The 18393-nt window shown below is 73.4% G+C and carries 20 protein-coding genes; 18 read left to right on the top strand and 2 right to left on the bottom strand.

Annotated elements, in window-relative coordinates:
• Nucleotides 1-16: 16 nt before the first annotated feature.
• From UW392_RS51190 to UW392_RS51170, 5 genes are all read left to right on the top strand, one after another.
• The gene (locus UW392_RS51190) at nucleotides 17-910 is read left to right on the top strand and encodes an FAD binding domain-containing protein (protein WP_320782288.1); all 894 of its coding nucleotides are present in this window, start codon (nucleotides 17-19) and stop codon (nucleotides 908-910) included.
• Nucleotides 907-3207, top strand: coding sequence for a (2Fe-2S)-binding protein (locus UW392_RS51185; protein ID WP_320782287.1), 2301 nt, complete (start codon nucleotides 907-909; stop codon nucleotides 3205-3207). Before UW392_RS51190 ends, UW392_RS51185 begins: the two co-directional genes overlap by 4 nt.
• On the top strand, nucleotides 3204-5519 hold the full coding sequence (locus UW392_RS51180) for a xanthine dehydrogenase family protein molybdopterin-binding subunit (RefSeq protein ID WP_320782286.1): 2316 nt from the start codon (nucleotides 3204-3206) through the stop codon (nucleotides 5517-5519). Before UW392_RS51185 ends, UW392_RS51180 begins: the two co-directional genes overlap by 4 nt.
• 172 nt (nucleotides 5520-5691) lie before the next feature.
• Nucleotides 5692-6348, top strand: coding sequence for an SUKH-4 family immunity protein (locus UW392_RS51175; RefSeq protein ID WP_320782285.1), 657 nt, complete (start codon nucleotides 5692-5694; stop codon nucleotides 6346-6348).
• Between the two features lie 34 nt (nucleotides 6349-6382).
• Entirely contained in the window at nucleotides 6383-6913 is a 531-nt protein-coding gene (locus UW392_RS51170; protein WP_320782284.1) for a hypothetical protein, read from the top strand.
• 178 nt (nucleotides 6914-7091) lie between these two features.
• Here UW392_RS51170 and UW392_RS51165 read toward each other — a convergent pair whose 3' ends face one another.
• Both UW392_RS51165 and UW392_RS51160 read right to left on the bottom strand, forming a co-directional pair.
• The gene (locus UW392_RS51165) at nucleotides 7092-7769 is read right to left on the bottom strand and encodes an AAA family ATPase (protein WP_320782283.1); all 678 of its coding nucleotides are present in this window, start codon (nucleotides 7767-7769) and stop codon (nucleotides 7092-7094) included.
• Nucleotides 7766-8524: a GntR family transcriptional regulator gene (locus UW392_RS51160; protein WP_320782282.1), complete on the bottom strand. Its 759-nt coding sequence runs from the start codon at nucleotides 8522-8524 to the stop codon at nucleotides 7766-7768. The genes UW392_RS51165 and UW392_RS51160 overlap by 4 nt, the downstream gene beginning before the upstream one ends.
• Before the next feature lie 715 nt (nucleotides 8525-9239).
• On the opposite strand from UW392_RS51160, the gene UW392_RS51155 reads away from it, so the two are divergent.
• From UW392_RS51155 to UW392_RS51095, 13 genes are all read left to right on the top strand, one after another.
• Nucleotides 9240-9503, top strand: a complete 264-nt coding sequence (locus UW392_RS51155; protein WP_320782281.1) for a DUF6284 family protein — start codon at nucleotides 9240-9242, stop codon at nucleotides 9501-9503.
• Entirely contained in the window at nucleotides 9500-9667 is a 168-nt protein-coding gene (locus tag UW392_RS51150) for a hypothetical protein (protein WP_320782280.1), read from the top strand. Before UW392_RS51155 ends, UW392_RS51150 begins: the two co-directional genes overlap by 4 nt.
• On the top strand, nucleotides 9664-9978 hold the full coding sequence (locus UW392_RS51145) for a DUF6303 family protein (RefSeq protein ID WP_320782279.1): 315 nt from the start codon (nucleotides 9664-9666) through the stop codon (nucleotides 9976-9978). Before UW392_RS51150 ends, UW392_RS51145 begins: the two co-directional genes overlap by 4 nt.
• Nucleotides 9975-11000 (top strand): DUF2637 domain-containing protein, encoded by a 1026-nt coding sequence (locus UW392_RS51140; protein ID WP_320782278.1) that lies wholly within the window; start codon nucleotides 9975-9977, stop codon nucleotides 10998-11000. The genes UW392_RS51145 and UW392_RS51140 overlap by 4 nt, the downstream gene beginning before the upstream one ends.
• Nucleotides 11000-11383, top strand: a complete 384-nt coding sequence (locus UW392_RS51135) for an RRQRL motif-containing zinc-binding protein (protein ID WP_320782277.1) — start codon at nucleotides 11000-11002, stop codon at nucleotides 11381-11383. The genes UW392_RS51140 and UW392_RS51135 overlap by 1 nt, the downstream gene beginning before the upstream one ends.
• 37 nt (nucleotides 11384-11420) lie before the next feature.
• Nucleotides 11421-11921, top strand: a complete 501-nt coding sequence (locus UW392_RS51130; protein ID WP_320782276.1) for a hypothetical protein — start codon at nucleotides 11421-11423, stop codon at nucleotides 11919-11921.
• Nucleotides 11922-11939: 18 nt separating this feature from the next.
• Complete coding sequence (gene traA / locus UW392_RS51125; RefSeq protein WP_320782275.1) at nucleotides 11940-12482, top strand: plasmid transfer protein TraA; 543 nt, start codon at nucleotides 11940-11942, stop codon at nucleotides 12480-12482.
• 13 nt (nucleotides 12483-12495) lie between these two features.
• A complete protein-coding gene (gene traB, locus UW392_RS51120) occupies nucleotides 12496-14595 on the top strand; it encodes a plasmid transfer protein TraB (protein WP_320782274.1) in 2100 nt (699 codons plus the stop codon).
• A 169-nt stretch (nucleotides 14596-14764) separates the two neighbouring features.
• A complete protein-coding gene (locus tag UW392_RS51115; RefSeq protein WP_320782273.1) occupies nucleotides 14765-15076 on the top strand; it encodes a hypothetical protein in 312 nt (103 codons plus the stop codon).
• 91 nt (nucleotides 15077-15167) lie between these two features.
• Complete coding sequence (locus UW392_RS51110; RefSeq protein WP_320782272.1) at nucleotides 15168-15860, top strand: SAM-dependent methyltransferase; 693 nt, start codon at nucleotides 15168-15170, stop codon at nucleotides 15858-15860.
• Nucleotides 15857-16774 carry a bifunctional DNA primase/polymerase gene (locus UW392_RS51105; RefSeq protein ID WP_320782271.1) on the top strand — a complete coding sequence of 306 codons (918 nt, stop codon included), beginning with the start codon at nucleotides 15857-15859 and terminating at the stop codon, nucleotides 16772-16774. The genes UW392_RS51110 and UW392_RS51105 overlap by 4 nt, the downstream gene beginning before the upstream one ends.
• Nucleotides 16771-17124: a hypothetical protein gene (locus UW392_RS51100; protein WP_320782270.1), complete on the top strand. Its 354-nt coding sequence runs from the start codon at nucleotides 16771-16773 to the stop codon at nucleotides 17122-17124. The genes UW392_RS51105 and UW392_RS51100 overlap by 4 nt, the downstream gene beginning before the upstream one ends.
• Entirely contained in the window at nucleotides 17121-18284 is a 1164-nt protein-coding gene (locus UW392_RS51095; protein WP_320782269.1) for a DUF3631 domain-containing protein, read from the top strand. The genes UW392_RS51100 and UW392_RS51095 overlap by 4 nt, the downstream gene beginning before the upstream one ends.
• Nucleotides 18285-18393 lie beyond the last annotated feature (109 nt).

Raw genomic sequence — 18393 nt, 5'->3', positions numbered from 1 at the left:
GGGAAGGGGCAGCGGTTTGAGCACGCACGCACCGCAGGCGGCGCAGGCCGTCACGCTGCCCACAACACTGGACGAGGCCGTGACGGCGCTCGCCGAGCGCCCCGCCGCCGTGCCGGTGGCGGGCGGCACCGACCTCATGGCGGCCGTCAACTCCGGCCAGCTCCGCCCCGCCGCGCTGGTCGGACTCGGCCGGATCAGCGAGATCCGCGGCTGGCAGTACCAGGACGGCCACGCGCTGCTCGGCGCCGGACTCACCCACGCCCGCATGGGCCGCCCCGACTTCGCCGCGCTGATCCCGGCGCTCGCCGCCGCCGCGCGCGCTGCGGGACCGCCGCAGATCCGCAACGCGGGCACCCTCGGCGGCAACGTCGCCTCGGCCGCCCCGACCGGCGACGCGCTGCCCGTCCTCGCCGCCCTGGAGGCGACGCTGATCATCGCGGGCCAGGGCGGCGCCCGCCGCGAGATCCCCGTGTCGCACCTGCTGGCCGGGGTGGAGATGCTCCGCGCCGGCGAACTCATCGGCTTCGTACGGGTGCCGCTGCTGCACGCCCCGCAGGTCTTCCTGAAGGCCACCGGCCGGACCGGCCCGGGACGCGCGGTCGCCTCCGTCGCCCTGGTCCTGGACCCGGCCCGGCGCGGGGTGCGGTGCGCGGTCGGTGCCATAGCGCCCATGCCGCTCAGGCCGCTGGAGGCCGAGCAGTGGGTGGCCCAGCTCATCGACTGGGACAACAACCGCGCGATCGTCCCGGAGGCGCTGGCCGCCTTCGGCGAGTACGTCGCCGCGGCCTGCATCCCCGACCCGGTCCCCGCCGAGGACGGATCGGTGGCGCAGCTCCCGCCGGCCGTACTGCACCTGCGGCGCACCGTCGCCGCACTGGCCCGACGAGCACTGGGGAGGGCGCTGTCGTGAGCGACGACCAGCAGCAGGGAGAGGGCGCGCCCCGCAGCGGCGGCAGCCGCTGGGATCCGTTGCCCCAGGGTGACTACGACGACGGCGCCACCGCCTTCGTCCAGCTCCCCGAGGGCGGGATCGACGCGCTCCTGGACGCAGCGGGCAGCCCGCTCGCGGCCCCGGGCCACGGCTTCGTCCCGCCGCCGATAACGGTCAGCCCCGCCGCGGGCACCGACCCCGCGGCCACCGGCACGTGGGCGATGCCGTCGGCCCCGGTGGACGGCGCGCAGTGGCAGTCCCAGGACGCCGGTCAGCCGTACGAGCAGCCGTACGACCAGCCCTACGACCAGCCGTACGGGGAGGCGCGGCAGGACCCGTACGGGACGGGTGGGCAGTACGGGTACTACGGCCCGGGGGACGGCACCGGTGGCGACGCCGAGGCCGACGCGGGCTATCCCGTTCAGGGCCAGGGCCAGGGGCAGGTGCAGGGGGCCGGTCACGACGACCGGTTCGCGTACCGGCCGGGCGCCACGGATCAGTGGGACTTCCACGAGGCCGTCACCGCCGAGGAGACGCCCGTACCCGGCCACGACGTGACCGGGCAGTGGTCCATTCCGGTCGCGGGCGGGGACCTCCCCGACGAGTCCGGCGAGTTCACCACGTCGTCCCTGGTCGAGCAGTGGGGCGGTACGCCGCCGGCCACGCTCCCGGGCGGCGCCCCGGCCCCCTGGGCGGCTCAGGCGACGGGCCGTCCGTGGAACGACCGGACACCGCAGACACCGCACCAGGAGGGACCCGGACACTGGTCCGGGGAGCGGGCGCCGGAGGCACGGCCGGACGCGGAGCCCACGGCGAAGCCGCCGATGTTCGACGAGACCACGAGGCTCGGTGTCATCCGCCTCCCGATCCCGGACGCGGGGGAGGCGCCGCGCGGGGCCGACGGGGTTCGCGAGATACACGAGACGCGTGGGTTCACTGAGGCGGCTGAGGCCACTGAGGCCGCTGAGCGCCCCGTGGAGCCTCTGGGGGCTCCCGCCTCGCACGGAGAGGCTTCGTTCGAACGGGAGGCCGCTGAGGGGTCGTTGACGCCTCTCGGGCATGGAGTGGCGGCCGAGGCGGCAGCCGAGGTACCGCCAGAGGCGGCGGCCGAGGGGGCGGCCGAAATGGCGGCCGAAATGGCGGCCGGGGTGGCGGCCGAGGTGGCAGAGCCGGTCGGCGGTGCCGAGGCGGAAGCCGGTGTTCCGGCCGGTTCCGCCGACGCGTCCGCGTCGGAGGCTGCTCCGGAGTCCGTGGCTTCGGAGGCGGTCCCGGAGGCCGTCGCTCCGGAGGCGGTCCCCGCGGCTCCCGCGGCCCCCGTGACCCCCGCGGCATCCGCGGACGCCGCTTCTGCCGAAGCCGCGTCCGTCGCGGGGACCGCCCCGGAACCGAGCCCGGATGCGGACCCCGAGGCGGACCCGACCACGAACCCGGACCTGGCCACGGGCCCGGAGCCGACCACGGGCCCGGAGCAGCCGCCGGCCCCGGAGCAGCCCCCGGGTCCGGACCCGGCGCCGGAAGAGCCCCCGCCCCTCCCCGACCCTCCCGCCGCTGCCGCTGCCGCCGAGGAACACCCCCTCGCCTCCTACGTCCTGCGTGTCAACGGCGCCGACCGGCCCGTCACCGACGCCTGGATCGGGGAGTCGCTGCTCTACGTGCTGCGCGAGCGGCTCGGCCTCGCCGGGGCCAAGGACGGCTGCTCGCAGGGCGAGTGCGGCGCGTGCAACGTGCAGGTCGACGGCCGTCTCGTCGCCTCCTGCCTGGTGCCGGCCGTGACCGCCGCGGGCAGTGAGGTCCGTACGGTCGAGGGCCTGGCCGCCGACGGCCGGCCCTCCGACGTGCAGCGGGCGCTGGCCCGGTGCGGCGCGGTGCAGTGCGGCTTCTGCGTGCCCGGCATGGCGATGACCGTGCACGACCTGCTGGAGGGCAACCCGGCGCCGACCGAACTGGAGACCCGCCAGGCCCTGTGCGGCAACCTGTGCCGCTGCTCCGGCTACCGGGGCGTGCTGCGGGCGGTCGAGGAGGTCGTCGCCGAGCGCGACGCCGCCGCCGGGGCGGACACGGCCGGTGCCGCCGGTGCCGCCGACGGACCGGCCCCGGACGCGGACGAGCCCCGTATCCCGCACCAGGCGGGGCCGGGCGCGGGCGGCGTCAACCCGTCGGCGTTCGACCCGCAGGGCCCGCCCGGCGCGTATCCGCCGGGCGCGCACGACCCGCACGCGCACGACCAGCCGGACGGCCACGACGGACAGCACGGCCAGGACGGAGGCCAGCGTTGAGCAACGAGGCAGCCACCGCGGAGGCCGCGGGCACCGCCGCCGGGGCCCCGGCCCCCGAGCCGATCCCGCACGGCATCGGCGCGTCGCTGCCGGCCGCCGACTCCCGCGCCAAGACGGAGGGCACCTTCCCCTACGCCGCCGACCTGTGGGCCGAGGGCCTGCTCTGGGCGGCCGTCCTGCGCTCCCCGCACCCGCACGCGCGGATCGTCTCCATCGACACGCGGCACGCGCGCGAGATGCCCGGCGTGCGGGCCGTCGTGACCCACGAGGACGTGCCGGGCACCGCGCTGCACGGACGGGGCAGAGCCGACCGGCCGGTCTTCGCCTCCGAGGTCGTACGCCACCACGGCGAGCCCCTCGCCGCCGTCGCCGCGGACCACCCCGACACCGCGCGGATGGCGGCGGCGGCCGTCATCGTCGAGTACGAGGTACTGGACCCGGTCACCGACCCCGAGCAGGCGTTCGAGGCCGAGCCGCTGCACCCCGACGGCAACCTGATCCGGCACATCCCGCTGCGCCACGGCGACCCGGACGCGGCGGGCGAGATCGTCGCCGAGGGTCTGTACCGCATCGGCCGCCAGGACCCGGCGCCGATCGGCGCCGAGGCCGGTCTCGCCGTACCCCGTCCGGACGGCGGTGTGGAGCTGTACCTGGCCTCCACCGACCCGCACACCGACCGCGACACGGCGGCGGCCGCTTTCGGCCTGTCCCCCGAACAGGTGAAGATCGTGGTGACCGGTGTCCCCGGCGCCACGGCCGACCGCGAGGACCAGGGCTTCCAGCTCCCCCTCGGGCTGCTGGCGCTGAAGACGGGCCTGCCGGTCAAACTGACCGCCACGCGCGAGGAGTCGTTCCTCGGCCACGCCCACCGCCACCCCACCCTGCTGCGCTACCGCCACCACGCGGACGCCGAGGGCCGGCTGGTCAAGGTCGAGGCGCAGATCCTGCTCGACGCGGGCGCGTACGCCGACACGTCGTCCGAGGCGCTGGCCGCCGCGGTCGCCTTCGCCTGCGGCCCGTACGTGGTCCCGAACGCGTTCATCGAGGGCTGGGCGGTACGCACCAACAACCCGCCCTCCGGACACGTCCGGGGCGAGGGCGCGATGCAGGTGTGCGCCGCGTACGAGGCGCAGATGGACAAGATCGCGAAGAAGCTGGGCCTGGACCCGGCGGAGGTGCGCCTGCGGAACGTGCTGGCCACGGGGGACATCCTCCCGACCGGCCAGACGGTGACCTGCCCGGCCCCCGTCGCCGAACTCCTCCAGGCGGTGCGCGAGCACCCCCTGCCCGCGCTGCCGAAGGACACCCCCGCCGAGGAGTGGCTGCTGCCCGGCGGCCCCGAGGGCGCGGGCGAACCGGGCGCGGTGCGCCGGGGCGTGGGCTACGGCATCGGCATGGTGCACATGCTCGGCGCGGAGGGCGCGGACGAGGTCTCCACGGCGACGGTGAAGGTCCACGACGGCGTGGCGACGGTGCTGTGCGCCGCCGTCGAGACCGGCCAGGGCTTCACGACCCTCGCCCGGCAGATCGTCCAGGAGACCCTCGGCATCGACGAGGTGCACGTGGCGCCGGTCGACACCGACCAGCCGCCGGCGGGCGCGGGCTGCCGGGGCCGCCACACCTGGGTGTCGGGCGGGGCGGTGGAACGGGCCGCGAAGATGGTCCGTACGCAGCTCCTCCAGCCGCTGGCCCACCAGTTCGGCATGTCCACCGAGCTGCTCCAGATCGCCGACGGCAAGATCACGTCGTACGACGGGGTCCTGTCGACGACGGTCGGCGAGGCGCTGGACGGCAAGGAACTGTGGGCCACCGCCCAGTGCCGTCCGCACCCGACGGAGCCGCTGGACGCGTCCGGGCAGGGCGACGCCTTCGTGGGCATGGCGTTCTGCGCGATCCGCGCGGTGGTCGACGTCGACGTGGAACTGGGTTCGGTACGGGTGGTGGAGCTGGCGGTCGCGCAGGACGTGGGCCGGATCCTCAACCCGGCGCAGCTGGCCGCCCGGATCGAGGGCGGGGTCACCCAGGGCGTGGGCATCGCCCTGACGGAGAACCTCCGCACCCCGCGCGGCCTGATCCGCCACCCGGACCTGACCGGCTACGCCCTCCCCACCGCCCTGGACGCCCCCGACATCCGCATCGTCAAACTCGTCGAGGAACGCGACGTGGTGGCCCCGTTCGGCGCCAAGGCGGTCAGCGCGGCGCCGGTGGTGGCGTCCCCGGCGGCCGTCGCGTCGGCGGTACGCGCGGCGACGGGCCGCTCGGTCAACCGCCTGCCGATCAGGCCGCAGGCGGCGGTGGTGACGGGGGACTGAGCCCCCGTCGGATCGCCCGCCGGGTTCCTCACCGCCGGGTTCCTCACCGTTCGAGGCAACGCGACGGCCCCCGTGGGCGTCTGAGTCTTCGGGCGTTGTCAGTGGTGCCGCGTACTGTGCGGAGCAGCGGGGACGGCAGCCGGCCCCGCGACACACACTTCCGGGGGAGACGATGCACGCACCTGTCAGCGCGCCGCCGATCAAGCCGACCGCACCGGCGGCACCGTCGCTGCTGACGCTGGTCCGCCTCGCGACGTCGGCGGAGGACCCGTCGTGGACGCGGGGGGCGGTCCGGCTCCCGCCGACGGCCTGCGGGACGCCGCTGTGGAAGACGTCGGCGCTGCTCGGCTGCCTCCTGCTGACGGCGGGCCGCCGCACGGCGCCGGGCACGGCCCCGGACCTGCCGCCCCGCTTCCTGGACCGCGACTTCGGCCGCGCGGGTGTCCTGCGCTACGAGGACGTCGACTTCCCGGCGGCCCTCACCCACGAGCCGACCCGCCGCTTCCTGACCGAGACGGGCCTGCCGCTTCAGGCCCACCCGTTCACGCTGGACACGGCCCCGTACGAGACGCCGCTGCCGACGCTGGAGGAGTACGCGGAGGCCGAACCGGCCGCCATGACGCTCCCCGAGGGCGCTTGCCTCCTGATCCGCCTGGGCCGCCTGGCCGACGGCACCCATGTCCTCGTAGACGGCACGACGGGCGCGACCCTGACCTGGCACGGGACGGACGCCACCCTCCACCCCCTGACGTCGGACGTCCCGTCCCTCGCCCTGTCGCTGTGGGCGCTGCGGCGGGGGGAGGCGCTGGGGACGGCGGCGAGCGCCTGATCCCGCTGTCAGTGGCGGGACGTAGATTCCGGCCATGCCAGAACCTCTCGACAGCTTCCTGCCGCCCGGCCGTTGGGCGGGTCCGTCCCGTCCTCCGCACCCGGCGGTCTGGATGAGCGACGGTCCCCTCCCGGACGCGGCCGGCCACTGGCGGCGGCTGTACGCCCGCCGCCACGAGACGGGCCTGTATCCGCTGCTGCTCGAATACCCCGACGACTCGATGACCCCGACGAGCGGCGGCCACGGAGCGGACGGTGACGCCGCGGCGTATCTGCGCGGCCGGTGGACGGAGGGCGCGTGGCCGCCGTTCGACGTGTGGCCGGGGCTGGCGCCGCCCGCCGCGCCGGTGCCCGACGCGGTCGCCGACGCATGCGCGGCCGAGGAGGCGCTGGCCGTGGCCCGCGCGGGTCACGCCCGGTGTCTGGCCCTGACCTCGGTCTCCCGAGGCGCGGACGGACATCGAGCCACGACTGACAGCCGAATGTGCGGCACCCTGCACGGGTGCCGCACATTCGATCTGTCCGGTCAGGCAGTAGAGGCCGTGGCGGGAATCGAACCCACGTAACTCGCTTTGCAGGTTTGTCCATGCAGGTCAGGGGGCGAGCCGCTGCCGTTCGGCCCCGTTCAACGCCGTACACCCGCCCGGAGCCTGAACCGTCGTGAACGGCTCCGGACGGGGGTGAATGAGACGGAAACTGAGACGGAGCACTGGCTGGCTGAGCTGCACGTCTGCCGTGCGGAAGTCAGGATTGAGAGGCTTCAAGAGCCTCGACCACGACCGCCGGGTCACCGTCGTACAACAGGTGCGGTTCGTCGGCCTCCGGCGGGATGAACCGGGTGCGGTACCGCTGTAGGTCGCTCTCAGAGAAGTAGATCGAATTGGGATCGTTGGCATGGAACTCGTTGCGCTTGCTGATCCGCGCCCACAGTTCGGCATGGCTGGCAGCGAGGTAGACGAGTACGGGCACCGCGCCGGCGTCGGTGGCAATCGCCTGCCACCTCGCCCGGTCCTCCGGGGTCCAGAAGCCGTGGTCGACGACGACGTCATGCCCGGCCTTGAGTTGCTCCCGGAGGTCGGCCGCCACGTCTTCGAGGACGGGGCGCTCAAGGGTGGGAAAGACGCCGCGAGGGAAGTCGACGCCGTAGACACCGTGCCGGCGGAACATCTCTTCGTCCGGGCACAGCCGTACGAACCCACGGTCGGTGAGGGCGCGAGAGAGGGTGGTTTTGCCGGAGCCGGGGAGGCCGGCCATAAGGACGCAGAACGGCGGGCGTGCGGGCATCGGTCTCGACATGGTTCGGGAGATTGCGGCTATCGCCGCTTCGGTCACGGGTGTGATTGTGCCAGCCCTGCGGGCAGCGAGCAGTGCGTCCAGCCGGTCTTCGAGCACGCTCACGAGCGTGTCGTCCACGACCGTCACGGGGAGACCTCCGATTCTGTGCGCCACGTCCGGCCCGGACCACCGAGGTCCACGCCGTACTCAACGATGTTGCCCTCGCTGTCCACGAACTTGGCTGTCATCACGACCACCGGGTCCGCCGGCGGGTCGTCCGGGTCAAGCTCCAGTAGCCGCGCGTACTCCGGGGTAAGCACACGGGCTGAAGCGGTGTCGATGCGGTGACTGATCGGGTGACCGGTCACCTGGGCGATGAGCTGAAGCGAGGTTCCCCCCGTGAGCCGCTCGCTTGCGGCTAGCTGGGGGATCAGCTTTCCGTAACGAGCGGGAATCCACGACGTGCTGTGAGCAACGATGCCGTGCCGGTCCCGGTAGACGCGGCTACGGCGGATCACGTCGGAGCCGGGCTGAATGTCCAGCGCTTGCGCTACTTCCTCGGGCGCGGGCACCACGGCCGCCTGGTGAGAGTCGGAGCGCTCACCTTGCCCCCAGCTAGATCCGGTCCTGACTCCCCGGTCCTGCCGCTGAGCACCGGAAGACATCGGAGTCGGCTGATTCACCACCTCGGTACCGATGCCGTGAATGCCACGGACAAGCCCCTCGTTGCGCAGCTTACGCAGGGCCTTTTCGATCGTTGCCGTGCTCACCTTCCACTCTTCGGAGAGGTTCTTGATGCTCGGCAAGAGGGTTCCCGGCTCTAGCTGCCCGGACGCGATCAGCTCCGCGTAGTGGCCGGCGATTCTCGCGTACGGCGCCCGATTGTCGGCCTGGCCTGCCATGTCTTCCGCTCCTCTTCGTCACTTCCCTGAGGTTCCCTAGCTTACCGCTTGACACCGCAGGGAACCCTAGGGAACCTTAGGGATGTGCCCGGAGGAAAGTCCCCGTCACTGGGGGTGAGTACGAAGTGAGCGCGCATTGATTGAGAACTCAACAGCGTGACGAGTTGGCGGGGTGAGAGTCCCCGTCCCCGTAGCGGCCCGGGTGACGGCCGCTGGCGGCCACTTCGTGGCAGGTGAACCTGTCCTGTCCCGCGTACCCGCTCTGGAGAACAGCCCCGGGGATCATCCCTTCCTCACGGGAGGCCAACCCCGGGGTTGCCACCTGGTACGCGCCGCCCTGCTGGCGTCAGAGCAGTGACGATGACGCGCCCGACTTCCCGGCTCGGGACCGGTGCTCTGTGGCAACGGAGTGCCGGTGAAAGCCGTGTCCCTGCGATCGGCAGGAGGGTCGGTGTGAACCGACGACATACCAGGGGCGCCGCCGCTCGGACCGGCCGGCGGCGCCCGTACAGCAAGCCCGGTCCACCACGGTTCCGCAGCGCGTGACGCTGCGGGCCGGCTGCCTCTCCCGCCCGTCCGTTCCGCGCGCTGCGTGAGGACGTACGGGCGGGAGCGCGGGGAGCCGGAACATCCGACTTCAACGGCGCGAGCCCCCGGAGCTGCAACTCCGGGGGCTCTGTTCGGGCCGTTTCACCTGACAGGGAGACCACGACCCATGAGTCACATCGTCACACTTCAGGACGTTGTTACCGCGTCGCTCGACTTCTTGGAGCCGACGGATGCGGAGCTGGACGCGATCGACCGCGAGATGCCCGTGATCCTGGCGGGCGTCGACCTGGTCGACGCGCAGATCACCGCCCTTGACCGCACGCCGAACGAGCTGGACGCGCGGCGTATCCGCCGGGCGCGGCACAAGATGCTCGCCGCGCGCCGGGACCTGGCCAACCGCACGGCGACGGTCGCGGGGGTGGGGGCATGAGTGAGCGGGAGATCCTCGACAGCTTCCCTGCCGGGCACCCGCGCGGGAGCTGGCCGGCGGAGGAGCGGGCCGCGGCGCTGCGTGAGCGGGGCGAGCCGGCCACGGTCGTCATGGACCTGGACACCGACCGGTTCCTGATCGTCCGCCGGGACGGTGACGCATGAGCGCCGACCCGGCCGCGGCCGGCTGCAAGACGTTCACGGCGCAGATGTCGGTGTCCGCCGGGCGCGGCTGGCGCCTGTACGTCGTCTTGTTCAACACCACCGCCCGGTGGCCCGAGTACGGCTTTGACCGGGCGGCTCCGGTGCCGACGCTCACGGAGCGCGTGAACGCGCTCAGCGTCCTGGGTTTCGAGCCGCTCCCGGATGCGGAGTGGACGTGGTCCGAGGACACCGAGACCTACGGCGACCCCGGCTCTGCGGTGCTGCTGATCGCGGCCGTTCAGGTGCGTTCATGGACGGGGGCGGGCGCGTGAACAGCGACCAGATCCGTTCAGCGGAACGCGCCCTGTCGGTCGGAACGTGGCTGATCGTGGCGGGCGCCATGCTGTATTCGATCCTGACCGTCACCCCGCTCGCCGCGGCGCACACCCCGGACGAGTGGGACTGGACGGCACCGATCCTGCCCCTGGTCGTAGACGCCGCGGTGGTCATCGTCGTCCGGCTGGATGCGGTGCTGGCCCGTCTTGGTGGGCACGGCGGACGGTGGCCGGTGGCGCTGCGGTGGATGACCGGCTGCATGACGCTGGCGTTGAACGTCGCGGATTCCGCGCTGGCCAGGGACATGGTGGGGGTGGCCGTGCACGCGGTCGCCCCGCTGCTGTTGATCGTCACCGCGGAAACCGGCCTGGCCTACCGCCGTGCGATCGCCGCGGCCGTCACCGCTCTCAACGAGCGGCAGCAGGAGGAGCGGGAGGCTCGCCGGCGGGCGGCGCAGGAGGAGCGGGAGACGGCCGTACGGCTGGCCCGTGAGGAACGCGAGCACGCTGCCGCGCTGGCCCGTGAACAGCGTGAGCACGAAGCGGCGCTGGCCCGTGAGCAGACGGAGCGTGAGGAGCGGGACCGGCGCGAGGAGCGGGAGCGGGAGGCCGCCCGCGAGGCTGCCGACCGGGAGGCCCGTGAACGCCGTGAACGCGAGCGTGAACAGCAGCAGCGGGAGCGTGAACGCACCGCCCGGGAGACGGCCGAACAGCGCGAGCAGGAGCGGCAGCAGCGCGAGGCGCGTGAACGCCGTGAGCGCGAGCGTGAACAGCAGGAGCGGGAGCGTGAACGCGCGGCGCTTTTGGCTCTCGGGCCAGCGGAGGAGAAGTTCCCCGAGGACCGGGCGCGCACGGTCGTGTCGGCCGCGTTCGCGGCCGGTCTGCCGGTGCGGCAGACGGCGGAGCTGTGCGGCTGGTCGGTGGGGTGGGTGTCCTCCCGCTACGCCGAACACCGCAGCGCGGACGCCGGTGGCTCTGACGGGCCGCGTCTGGCGGCCGTGAACGGGCACGGTGCCTGATGCCGACCGCCTACAGCCGGTGCTACGACCCGACCGGCGCCCGCTACGGCATTCCCACCTACCCCTGGAAGTTCGCCCCCGACGGGTACGCCACCCGCCGACAGCTCCGCGCGCAGGGGTTGCGGCCCGGTGGTCAGCCGGTGGCCGCGCAGCTCATGCGGATCAACCGGCGGGCCGGCTCGCCGCGGGTCGCCTACCTCTACCGGGTCGACCTGGCCAAGCCGGTCCGCCCGATGACCTCCCGCAAGTGGGGCGCGCTCGCGCTGGCCATGCACAAGCGCTGCACCTGCCCGGCCTGCGGGGTCACCTACAGCTACTGCCTGTCGACCCGGCACGGCGTCTGCGGTCTGTGCCTGGCCGCCTCCGAACAGCGCACCGCCTGAACCTCCCTCTTCCGACGTCCTGAACAGGAGAGTTCCTGTGTCTGCTCGTACTCGTGCCCGCGGCGCCAAGACGGCCGCCGGCGTCACCACCGTCCGTATCCCCCGCCAGCGCGGGCGCCGCCGCTCGGACCCGTTCGTCGTGGTTGTCCCCGAGCGGCCGTCGCTGACCCGCGAGGCGCTCGCCGTGGTCGGCGGCTGGCTGTGGCGCTCACGCCACGCCCTGGCCCCCACCGCCCTCGCCGTCGCCGCGCTGGCCGTCGCCGGTGTGCTGCACGTCATGGCGTGGTGGTCGGGGCTGATCCTCGCCCCCGGCGGCGCGGGCCCGCTGCTCTGGCTGCTGCTCGTGCAGCGCCGCCGCCCCGGGACCGGTGCCGTCCTCGGCTGGCGGATCACCGCGGCGGTGCTCGCGTCGTCCGCGCTGGCCTGGCTGGCTGCCGCGGCCGGCTGCGGTCCGCTGGCCGGCGCGCTTGAGCTGTGGTGGCTGCTCACGCTCATCACCGCCCAGTCCGCCTGGCTGATCGTCCGCCGCACCCACTGACCTCTGAGGAGACACGTCATGGCAGGTACCGCACGCAACGGCCGCGCTCCCGGCAACGCGGACAAGGGGCAGAAGTTCACCAACGCCGGCGCCGCGCTCGGCGGGTTCGTCGGCGCGATGGGCGGCTCGTTCGTCCCGCCGGTCAGCGTCACCGTCAACAACAACCGCAACGGCGTCCGCTTCGGGGGCGGGGGCGGCTCGCACGCCGAATCGCTGCTCCCCTCCCCGGACTTCACTTCGCCGGCTGAGCTGCGCAACTACTGCAACACGCTGCGGGCCGCGGCCGTCACGCTCTCGATCGAGGTCGCGATGGGCGCGGAGATCCTCAAGGGCGTACTCGCGGCCGTGCCGGACCCCGAGGGGCGGGCGTTCGGCTCCCGCATCCGCGCGGCGAAGGTGAGCCGGAAGATGCAGCGCGCCGCGGACGACCTGCGCGACGCCGCGAAGAACGCCGCCGCCTGCTACTCGACGTTCCAGCAGGAATTCGAGGAGGAGATCAACCGCGTCCGCCACCGGGCCCGGCGCCCCCAGCAGCCGGTCATGAACTGGGCACAGCAGTAAGGAGACCGATCCCATGGCACGCAGCAACGGCCGCCGTACGCGGCACACCGACTACCTGAACGACGACGTGGCCGCGGCCTACGGCGGCGCCGGACTGCTGACCGGCCACGGGGGCGCCGGCAGCGTCCGCGGCTACCTCGCACGCCGCGCCATGCCGCACCTGCCCCCGTGGCTGGTGACCGGCGGCACCGGCCTGGCCGGCGCGCTGGGCAACTGGCGGTGGGGCGACTCGGCCGCGGCCGGCGTCGGCCTCACCCTCGCCTCCGTCGCCCTGACCGGCGCCACCTGGTGGGCGGGCAAGAACACCAGCGCGCAGCGCCGCCTGCACTCCGCCATCACCGTGGCCGCCGGCTCCGGCTGGCTGACGGCCGCCTGCCTCGCCGGCCCCACCGCCGGCCCGGTCGACGACCTCTTCCTCATGGGTGGGCCGGTCGTCGCCCTGTCGTGGAACGTGCGGATGGTGCTGCGCCGCACCGACGACCCGTCCGGGGAGAGTGGCGACAAGGGCCTGTTGGAGAAAATCGGTCTCGCCCGTGCGCAGATCGGCGCGGCGAAGGTGGAACCCAACCGGGTCACCGCCCCCGTCGCGCTCGCCGCGGGCGAGCAGACCAACGACGACATGGCCAAGGCGCTGGGCAACCTCGCCTCCGCCCTGGACCTGCCGACGTCCGCCGTGCGCTACACCCCGGATGCGGACTCCAACCGGCGCGGGGACCTGGTCATCGTCCCCGAGGACATGCTGTCCGAGGTCGTCGAGTGGGCCGGCCCCTCCAACCTGGGGGGTTCGATCGCCGAACCGCTGGAGATCGGCCGGTACGACGACGGCGCCCCGCTGCTGCTCTGGCTGCCCGGCGACCCGGAGGCGGGCCGTAACTCCACGCACGTCCTGACCGCCGGCATGTCCGGGTCGGGCAAGGGCGACGCCGCCCTGAACCTGCTGACCGAGATCCTGTCCCGCAGGGATGTGATCGTGTGGTTCTCCGACCCCAAAGCCTTCCAGGACTTCGCGCCCCTGCGCGCGGGGCTGGACTGGGCCGCGGAGGGCGGCACCGGCACCGAGGTCATGGTGGCCACCGTGCAGGACGTCATCCCCGCCCGCACCCGCTGGCTCGGCGCCCACGGCTACCGCCAGTGGGTCCCGGCCGCCGCGGAGCAGCAGAACGACCCCGGGCACACCTGCCGCGGCGACGGCCGCGCGTGCGGCTGCGCGGGGATGCCGTTCCTGGTCACCTGGTTCGAGGAGGCCGCCAACACCCTGCGCGCGCTCGGGGATGACGCCTTCACCGGCATCGCGCAGGAAGCACGGTCGGCCGGTGTGTCGCTGGTCGTGTCGCTTCAGCGTCCCTCCTTCGACCAGATGTCGACCTCTACCCGGGCCTCCCTCCCGTCCGTGATCGCGCTGGGCTGCGACCGGCGGGATGAGGGGTTCTGCCTGCCGGATGAGGTGCTGGCCGCGGGCGCCCACCCCGGGGCGTGGGGCAACCGCCGGCCCGGATACTGCTACGTCGTCTCCCCCGGCATTCCCGAGGACCGCTACCCCTCCCCGGGGCGCACCCGCCGCTTCACCCAGCGGGCCGTGCCCGTGATGGAGCTGCTCGCCACGTGGGCGGCGCGCAACGGCGCCACCGCCGACCCGGTCACCGCCGGCGCCGCCGTGGCCGTCGCCGGCAACGCCTACACCAGCCGCACCCCCGCCGGCGCCGCCGCCGCGGTGCCGGGGGACGGACCGCGGCTGACCGCCGTGCCCGAGCAGGAGGACGCCGTGCAGGAGTACACCGGCCGGAACGTCGACCCCGAGGACGCCGGCATCGACCCGGAGGCGGACCTGCCCGACGCGCAGGACGGCGACGACACCCCGATCTTCGGGCAGGACACCGGCCGCAAGCCGACCCCGGAAGAGGCGCGGGAGCTGTTCGCGCGGGCGCTGGCTGAGTTCGAGGACGCCGGACAGATGATCGTCGGCCCGAAGGACTTCATGGACTGGTGCGACCGGCACCACCTCTCCCGCCCGTGGGTGTCCGCCCGGCTCAAGGAGGCCGCGCTGGACGGTCGGCTGGAGCCGACCAACACCACCGGCCGGTGGCGGATCGTCCCCGCCCTGACGGCCGCCTGACACCTGACACCGTCACGCTCCCCTGACACCCAAACCCCTAGGCAAACACGGGTGTCACGCGCCCCTGACACCCCACGTGACACCCGCCTGACACCCACGCCTGACACCCGCCCGCGCGCCCGCGCCGCCCGCCCGCGCGGGCGCGTCGCGCTACCCGAAGGAGGCACCCGTGGCCGCTCACCGCGACCCACCGGGGATCATCGCTCCGCACGTCCCCGCCGACGACTACCGGCGGGCCGAAGCGGCCGGCGCCCCGGTCGTCATCGTCGTCCACACGGACGGCCGCACAGGCCGCCCGGCCCGCGACTACCTCTTCCCCCTCGCCGTCGCCGGCGCCGGAGTCATCGGCATCTTCGGTCTCGTCGCCGCGTTCCTCGCGCTGCTCGACTTCGCCGTGCAGACCGCCGTCACCATCGGCGGCGCCGCCGGACCCATCGGCGTCGGCGGCATCACCCTCCGCCTCTTCCGCAAGAACACCTAGCTACGCCACGGGCGGCCCCTCCGTCTCGCCAAAGTCGCGGGGCCGCCCGTGTCCAACCTGCCCTCTACAGACCTGTTGGAGGTCTCCCAGCATGACGCAACCCACCCCCATCCGGCGAGCGCGCGGTGACCGGCCGCGGCTGCTGGATCTGTTCTGCTGCCAGGGCGGCGCCGCCAAGGGCTACGCCGACGCCGGTTTCGACGTGACCGGCGTCGACCACCACCCCCAGCCGCGCTACCCGTTCCGGTTCGTGCAGGCGGACGCGATCGCGTTCGTCCTCACCCACGGAGCCGCGTTCGACTTCATCCACGCCTCCCCGCCCTGCCAGCACGACACCGAATGCCAGCGCATCCAGGGCAACGCCCACCCCGACCTGATCGCCCCCACCCGCGCCGCGCTGGACGCGTCGGGACGGCCGTGGGTGATGGAGAACGTCCGGGGCGCGGTGCCCAAGCTGCTCGCCCCGGTGATGCTGTGCGGGCAGATGTTCGCCCTGGCCAACTACCGCCACCGGTTCTTCGAAACCGGCGGAGGCTTCACCCTCGCCCAGCCAGACCACCCCGCGCACCTGGTCCCACAGGCCAAGATGGGCCGCCCGGTCCCGCCGGGCCACTACGGGCAGTTCGTCGGCAACTTCTCCGGCGTCCCCCTCGCCCGCGAGGTACTGGGGGTGCCATGGATGAACCGCGACGGCATCCGCGAGTGCATCCCCCCGGCCTACACGGAGTTCATCGGCCGCGCTGCCCTGCACTTCCTCGCCCCGGCACCGGAGGTGGCGGCATGAGCGAGGACCTGACGCGCGCCGCCCTGGCCGCCGCCGAACGCGGCTGGCACGTCATCCCCCTCCGTCCCGGCACGAAGATTCCCGCCCTGCACGGCGAGCACCACTGCCCCGCCACCGGGCCGTGCGCGGGCGGGCACCGCAAGTGGGAGCAGCGGGCCACCACCGACCCCGACCGCATCCGCACCGCCTGGTCGCGGGCCCCGTTCAACGTCGGCATCGCGTGCGGCCCCTCCGGGCTGCTCGCCATCGACCTGGACAAAACCAAAACCAAAACCAACAGCAACAGCAACAGCAACAGCAGTACGGACGCGCCTGACGGCGCGGCGACCTTCGCGGCGCTCTGCGAGCGCACCGGACAGCCCGTCCCCACCACCCGCACCATCCGGACCGCGAGCGGCGGCAGCCACCTGTACTTCACCGCCCCCGCCGCCGCCAAGCTGCACAACACCGCCGGAACCCTCGCACCCCTGGTCGACACCCGCGCGTGGGGCGGGTACGTCGTCGCCGCCGGCAGCCTGGTCGACGGCGCCCGGTATGAGGTGACCGGGCCCGCGCTGCTGCGTCCCCTGCCCTGCTGGCTCACCGCCCGTCTCGTGCCCCCGCACCCCGTCAACCGGCCCCCGGCCGCACCCGCGCCCGCGGGGCGGCGCCCGTACGTCGGTGCCGCCCTGGCCCGTGAGACGGCCGCCGTCGCTGCGGCGGGGGAGGGACGGCGCAACACGACGCTGCTGCGGGCCGCGCGGGCCCTGGGACGGTTCGTCGCCTCCGGTGAGCTGTCCCGTACGGAGGTCGAAATGCCTCTTCAAAGGGCGGGGGAGTCGGCCGGACTGTCCACGGCCGAGTGCCGCACGACCCTGCGCAGCGCTCTGGACTGGTCCACCGCCCACAACTCGACCAAGGGGGCAGCCGCATGAGCCCCCGCCCCCTCTTGAAGAGGCAGTTCGACCCCGCCCCCACCGGCCCGCGCACCGCCCGGCCGGCCGCGGCGCCGGCGGCCGTGGGCGAGCCGGAGGACGTCGCCCGTCAGGGCGTCCTTTCAGCTCTTCGCCCGGACCCGCGCCCGACTGACGGCCGCTACCCCGTGGCCTGGCTGACCATCGTCGCGCCCTACGGCGCGACGCCCACCGCCACCTCCCAGTGCCAGTGCGGCCGTGACCGCAGCGCCACCGGCCCGGCGGAAGTCCTCGCCCTGATCACCGACCACCACACCCACCGCACCGCCTGCCCGCTCCGCACCCCCCAGGAAGGGAGGGCAGCCGCATGACCACCACCCCCACGGCCACGCCGTCCACCGATGGCGCCGCCCTGCTGGACGAAGTCGAACAGTTCCACCGCCGCTTCAACGTCTTCCCCACCGAAGCCGCGTTCGTCGCCGTCACCCTGTGGGACGCCCACGCCCACCTCCTCGACGCGTTCGACTCCACCCCGCGCATCGCCTTCCTCTCCCCTGAACCGGGGTCGGGCAAGACCCGCGCACTGGAGATCGTAGAGACCCTCGTTCCGCAGCCCATGACGGCCGTCAACGCCTCCGCCGCCGCCCTGTTCCGCTCCGTGTCCGCCGGCGCGGCCAAGCCCACGATCCTGTTCGACGAGATCGATACCGTCTTCGGCCCGAAGGCGGGGGACAACGAGGAACTGCGCGGTTTCCTCAATGCCGGCCACCGCCGGACTGGGGTCACCTACCGGTGCATCGGGGATGGGGGGCAGCAGACCGTACAAGCCTTTCCCTCGTACTGCGCCGTCGCTGTCGCCGGTCTCGGCTCGCTGCCCGACACGATCCTGAGCCGTTCCGTCATCATCCGCATGCGCCGCCGGGCCAGGAACGAGACCGTGGAACCCTTCCGGGCCCGCGTTCACGAGGCAGAGGGGAACAAGCTCCGCAACCGGCTCGCCACCTGGGCCGAACAGGTCCGCGATTCGGTCATGGGGGCGTGGCCGCAGATGCCGGACGGAGTCACCGACCGGCCGGCCGACGTGTGGGAACCCCTGCTCGCCGTCGCGGACGCCGCCGGGGGCGACTGGCCCGAGCGAGCCCGCGAAGCCTGCCTAACCCTGGTCAAAGCTTCCCAGGCCAACGACAAGGGCAGCATCGGAGTCCGGCTGCTCACCGATCTCCGCGATCACGTCATGGTCGGCATCGATCGTCTTCCCACCGTCGCCATCCTGGACCGGCTCAACGCCATGGACGACGCTCCATGGGCCGATCTGCAGGGCAAGCCGCTCGACAGCCGGCGCCTGTCCAAGATGCTCGCCGAGTACATGACGGTCGACAACGAACCCATCAGCTCCCGCAACATCAAAACCGGCGGAAGCGTCCTCAAGGGCTACTACGTCACTGATCTCTACGACGCATGGCAGCGCTACTGCCCCCCGCCCCCGGAAAGTCCGCTACTGCCGCTACCCGGCACCAAGAACGTGGCCTGACCAGCAACAACGGGGTAGCGGCAAGCCTCCCACAAGCCGCTACCCCATCCGCTACCGCTACCGCATTCCGCTACCCCGAACAGGCCCCTGACCTGCACCGTAGCGGCGG

Source organism: Streptomyces sp. CRN 30, from assembly GCF_034105845.1.
The sequence above is the reverse complement of the archived record's forward strand: the minus strand, read 5'-3'. Positions and strand labels throughout refer to the sequence as shown.

Bases quoted from the DNA above. Each gene is read 5' to 3' on its own strand.
- UW392_RS51175 (WP_320782285.1), top strand. From the start codon at position 5,692: ATGCACGCACCTGTCAGCGCGCCGCCGATCAAGCCGACCGCACCGGCG.
- UW392_RS51170 (WP_320782284.1), top strand. From the start codon at position 6,383: ATGCCAGAACCTCTCGACAGCTTCCTGCCGCCCGGCCGTTGGGCGGGT.
- UW392_RS51160 (WP_320782282.1), bottom strand. From the start codon at position 8,524: ATGGCAGGCCAGGCCGACAATCGGGCGCCGTACGCGAGAATCGCCGGC.
- UW392_RS51155 (WP_320782281.1), top strand. From the start codon at position 9,240: ATGAGTCACATCGTCACACTTCAGGACGTTGTTACCGCGTCGCTCGAC.
- UW392_RS51150 (WP_320782280.1), top strand. From the start codon at position 9,500: ATGAGTGAGCGGGAGATCCTCGACAGCTTCCCTGCCGGGCACCCGCGC.
- UW392_RS51145 (WP_320782279.1), top strand. From the start codon at position 9,664: ATGAGCGCCGACCCGGCCGCGGCCGGCTGCAAGACGTTCACGGCGCAG.
- UW392_RS51135 (WP_320782277.1), top strand. From the start codon at position 11,000: ATGCCGACCGCCTACAGCCGGTGCTACGACCCGACCGGCGCCCGCTAC.
- traA (WP_320782275.1), top strand. From the start codon at position 11,940: ATGGCAGGTACCGCACGCAACGGCCGCGCTCCCGGCAACGCGGACAAG.
- traB (WP_320782274.1), top strand. From the start codon at position 12,496: ATGGCACGCAGCAACGGCCGCCGTACGCGGCACACCGACTACCTGAAC.
- UW392_RS51110 (WP_320782272.1), top strand. From the start codon at position 15,168: ATGACGCAACCCACCCCCATCCGGCGAGCGCGCGGTGACCGGCCGCGG.
- UW392_RS51105 (WP_320782271.1), top strand. From the start codon at position 15,857: ATGAGCGAGGACCTGACGCGCGCCGCCCTGGCCGCCGCCGAACGCGGC.
- UW392_RS51100 (WP_320782270.1), top strand. From the start codon at position 16,771: ATGAGCCCCCGCCCCCTCTTGAAGAGGCAGTTCGACCCCGCCCCCACC.
- UW392_RS51095 (WP_320782269.1), top strand. From the start codon at position 17,121: ATGACCACCACCCCCACGGCCACGCCGTCCACCGATGGCGCCGCCCTG.